We start from the raw sequence: 3,964 nt of genomic DNA, 5'->3' as shown, positions 1-3,964 counted from the left end.
GTCCCAGGCCGAGCGTCGGGCCATTCAGGCGCTGCTGGAAGGATCCGAGGACCTTGACGACATCCTTGACCGGACCGTGAGGCTCCTCTCGCACCTGACCAACCAGGTCGCCGTCGTGCAGTATCCGCTGCTCRGCCGCGCCCGGGTGCGGCACATTGAGTTCGTGCTGCTGGCGCCCAGGAAAGTGCTGGCTGTTCTGATCGCTGACACCGGCAAGGTGGAGCAGCGCGTGATCGACGTCGGGCAGGACATTCCCGACGACGCGCTGTCGGAATTGCGGAGCAGCTTTCTGGCCAGCCTCTCCGGTACGCCGCTGAGCCTGATGCCGCAGCTGCTGCCCGCCGTCGTTGCCGGTGGCCCGCCCGCGCGGCGCGGAGCAGCCCAGGCGCTGGCCCGCGGCCTTGAGGCCCTGGCCACGAGCAGCCGTGAAGAGCGCATGGTCATGGCCGGCACCGCCAACCTGGCCCGCTCCAATGTGGACTTCCCGCTCAGCATCGGCCCCGTGCTGGAGGCCCTCGAGGAACAGGTGGTCATGCTCCGCCTGCTCAGCGAAATGGCCGAAGACCCGCGCGGCGTGACCGTCAGCATCGGCCGGGAAAACCCCTACGACGGTCTCGCCGAGGCCTCGGTCGTGGCCACCGCCTACGGGCCGGACGCCACGGCCAAGGTCGGAGTGCTTGGGCCCACCCGGATGGACTATCCCACCACCATGGCCGCCGTCCGAGCGGTGGCCCGCTACCTTTCGAGGATCCTGGGGCCCTGACAGGCCCGGGACCGAAAACGACTTCTTGCCCCACAGGCAGTGCCCCACAGGCAGTACCCCACAGGCAGTACAACAAGGAAGAGATACACACTTTGAGCAGCCACTACGACGTTCTTGGAGTCTCCCGCGACGCATCGGGGGAGGAGATCAAGAAGGCCTACCGGAAACTGGCCCGGACCCTGCACCCGGACGTGAACCCCGGGGAGGACGCCTCGGACAGGTTCAAGGCCGTCACGCACGCCTACGAGGTCCTCTCCGATCCGCAGAAGCGCCGGGTCTATGACACCACCGGCAACGAGAACGGCACCGACAACGGGTTCGGCGGCGGCAGCTACTCGGGCCAGGGCTTCGCCTTCCAGGACATCTTCGAGACCTTCTTCGGCGCCGGTGGCGGCCAGGGCGGCCCGGCGTCCCGGGTCCGCCGCGGCCAGGACGCGCTGATCAGCGTCCGGATCGACCTCCGCGATGCGGTGTTCGGCGTGAACAAAAAGCTCGAGGTCGACACGGCCGTCATCTGCCCCACCTGCGAGGGATCCTGCTGCCGGGAGGGCACCCACCCGGTCCGCTGCGACATCTGTGGCGGCAGCGGTCAGGTCCAGCGCGCCGTGCGGTCCATCCTGGGCCAGGTCATGACGTCCGCCCCCTGCGGGTCTTGCGAGGGCTTCGGCACCGTCATCAAGGACCCGTGCAACGAATGCAGCGGCCAGGGCCGGATCCGCAGCCGCCGCTCGCTGACCGTCAAGGTCCCGGCCGGCGTGGCCACCGGCACCCGCATCCAGCTGTCCGGCCAGGGCGAGGCCGGCCCTGCCGGCGGCCCCGCCGGGGACCTGTACGTGGAGATCAGGGTCAACAACGACGCCACTTACGTGCGCGAGGGCGATGACCTGCACGCGAGCCTCAACATTCCCATGACGGCGGCCGCCCTCGGCACCGAAATATCCCTCGACACCTTCGACGGACAGCAGGAGATCGACGTCAAGGCCGGCACCCAGTCCGGCGAGATCATCACCCTTCGCGGTCTTGGCGTCACGCACCTGCGCGGCCACGGCCGCGGCGATCTGAAGGTGCACCTGCAGGTGGAAACACCGGTCAAGCTCGATCACGTCCAGGAGGAACTTCTCCGCCAGCTGGCCAAGCACCGTGGCGAGCACCTCACGGAAGGAAAGCTTGCGGCCAGCGGYGGCGTCTTCGCCAAACTGCGGGACCGGCTCGGTAACCTGTAGCGGTGAGTAACCCGGTCTTCTTCACCGCCCCAGGCACCCTGGACCAGCAGGTCCCCGGCTCGGCCTTCGTCCTCGAGGGAACCGAGGCCCGCCACGCCGTCACCGTCAAACGGATCGGCGTCGGCGAAGCGGTCGACATCGCGGACGGCGCAGGCAAGCGCCTGACCGGCACCGTGACAGCCGTCGCTGCCGGGGAGCTGAGCGTCGAATGCGTGGACCTGGCTGAGGAACCACGGCCAGGAACACGGCTGGTCCTGGTCCAGGCCCTGGCGAAGGGCGACCGCGATGAACTGGCGGCCGAGACCGCGACCGAGTTGGGCATCGACGCCGTCATTCCCTGGCAGGCCGAGCGGTCCATTGTGCGGTGGAAGGCTGAGCGGGCCGCGAAGGCGCATGCCAAGTGGCAGTCGGTGGTGACGGCAGCCGCCAAACAGGCGCGCCGGGCATGGATTCCCGAGGTCCGGGCCGCCGTCGACGGCGCCGGGTTGCAGGCGGCCGTAACGGCGGCAGACCTCGCCGTCATCCTGCACGAAGACGCCGTGCGCCCGCTGCGGCAGGTACTCGAGGCCTGGCTGGAAAGTGTTGGGCCCGGCGATGTTGTGGCAGATGATGCCGGATCCCGTGAGGTCCTGCTGATCGTGGGTCCGGAAGGCGGCATCAGCCCGCGGGAGGTGACCCGGCTTTGCGACGCCGGCGCAGTTACGGCCCTTTTGGGGCACCATGTGCTGCGTTCGTCCACGGCCGGGCCCGCCGCCACTGTGCTGGCCAGTGACATCCTCGGCCGCTGGTGACCTGCGGCAGCCGCCGCCGCAGGTGACGTGATGCCTTGTTGAGGTGACGGCTACTTGACCGTGAACCCGCGGGTGTCCTGGAATACTTCCTTGGCGCTGTCGGATGCGTCCACCTGGGACACCCGGACCTCGTAATTGCCCGGGCCGAGGTTCACGGACAAGGTGAACAGCCCGGGCCGGGCTGCATCGGCGGAGGCGGTGGCGCTGCCGTTGAGATACGCGGTCTTGGCGTTGTCGCCGTCGACCTTGAGGATCGCCCAGCGGAGCTTCCCGCCCTGGACGGTGCTGCGGCCGCTGATCTTGACCGAACCGTCGGCCACGGACGTGCCCTCCTGCGGATCAATGATCCACACTGGTGCCACCATCCCGGCGCTGCGGGAGGTCGGCTCGCCCAGGCGGACATGGTTGAAGGCGACGTAGTCGGTGTGACCGTCCACCAGCACAACCACCTGGACCTGCTGTCCGGCATCGATGAGGCCGGCGCTGGCCGCGGCAGCTGTCGCCGTGTAGACGAGCTGCTGGATGGCGCGCTCGGCCATGGCCGCATCCACGTTGCTGTTGAAGGCATCAGCGGAGACATCCACCGTGATGACGTTCTTGCCGGAAATCGACGTCGCCAGCTTCTTCGGATTTTGCCAGGGCGTGAAAAAATCCGGGTCCAGTGGCTTCTGCGACATCATGACCCGCAGGGCGCGGGTGACGGGATTGTCCTGATCCGGAACGTCGCGGAACTCGCGGTAGAGAAACGCGTTGTCATTGCCACGGCCGATCCAATACACCGGAGCCTTGTTCGACGTCTGGGCAGTCTCCAGCGGTGCGCTCGTGGTGGGGGCGCCCGACGCCGGGGCGGGAATGAGCTCTGATGGGCTGCTGGAATTCGTGATGCCGCTCTGCGGCGTCGCCACGCAGCCGGACAGGACGAGCACGGCAGGCAGCGCCAACGCCAGCGCGACGCGGCGGACGCGCCCCGCCGATGGCTGCTGAACTCCACGCTTCCTGATGCCGCTGTCCCTTCGTCGTACGCCCCGCGTTCCGCGGTGATGATCCGTTTGTAGCCGTCGTCGGCCGTCGACGGCCGCCCCATCCCTCACCGGCCGGAGACCGGCCCGGCGATCCCGGGACAGCCGGATTCCAGCATGGCACACGGGCGCGGCGCGGCAGCCGGGTTTGGGCCCTGGCGTCGGAAC

At 68.5% G+C, this 3,964-nt stretch carries 4 protein-coding genes; 3 read left to right on the top strand and 1 reads right to left on the bottom strand.

The window, feature by feature from the left end; genetic code table 11:
* From AC1DHX_RS20335 to AC1DHX_RS20325, 3 genes are all read left to right on the top strand, one after another.
* On the top strand, positions 1-763 hold a 763-nt coding region (locus tag AC1DHX_RS20335), incomplete at its 5' end, for an HrcA family transcriptional regulator (protein WP_476900428.1).
* Positions 764-855: 92 nt separating this feature from the next.
* Positions 856-1,986 (top strand): molecular chaperone DnaJ, encoded by a 1,131-nt coding sequence (gene dnaJ, locus AC1DHX_RS20330; protein WP_028276700.1) that lies wholly within the window; start codon positions 856-858, stop codon positions 1,984-1,986.
* A gap of 2 nt (positions 1,987-1,988) precedes the next feature.
* A complete protein-coding gene (locus tag AC1DHX_RS20325; protein ID WP_476849273.1) occupies positions 1,989-2,777 on the top strand; it encodes a 16S rRNA (uracil(1498)-N(3))-methyltransferase in 789 nt (262 codons plus the stop codon).
* A 50-nt stretch (positions 2,778-2,827) separates the two neighbouring features.
* Here AC1DHX_RS20325 and AC1DHX_RS20320 read toward each other — a convergent pair whose 3' ends face one another.
* Positions 2,828-3,703, bottom strand: coding sequence for a GerMN domain-containing protein (locus tag AC1DHX_RS20320; protein WP_476858442.1), 876 nt, complete (start codon positions 3,701-3,703; stop codon positions 2,828-2,830).
* Positions 3,704-3,964 lie beyond the last annotated feature (261 nt).

This window comes from Arthrobacter sp. 05N33_2 (assembly GCF_056397425.1).
This window is presented reverse-complemented; position numbering and strand designations above follow the sequence as displayed.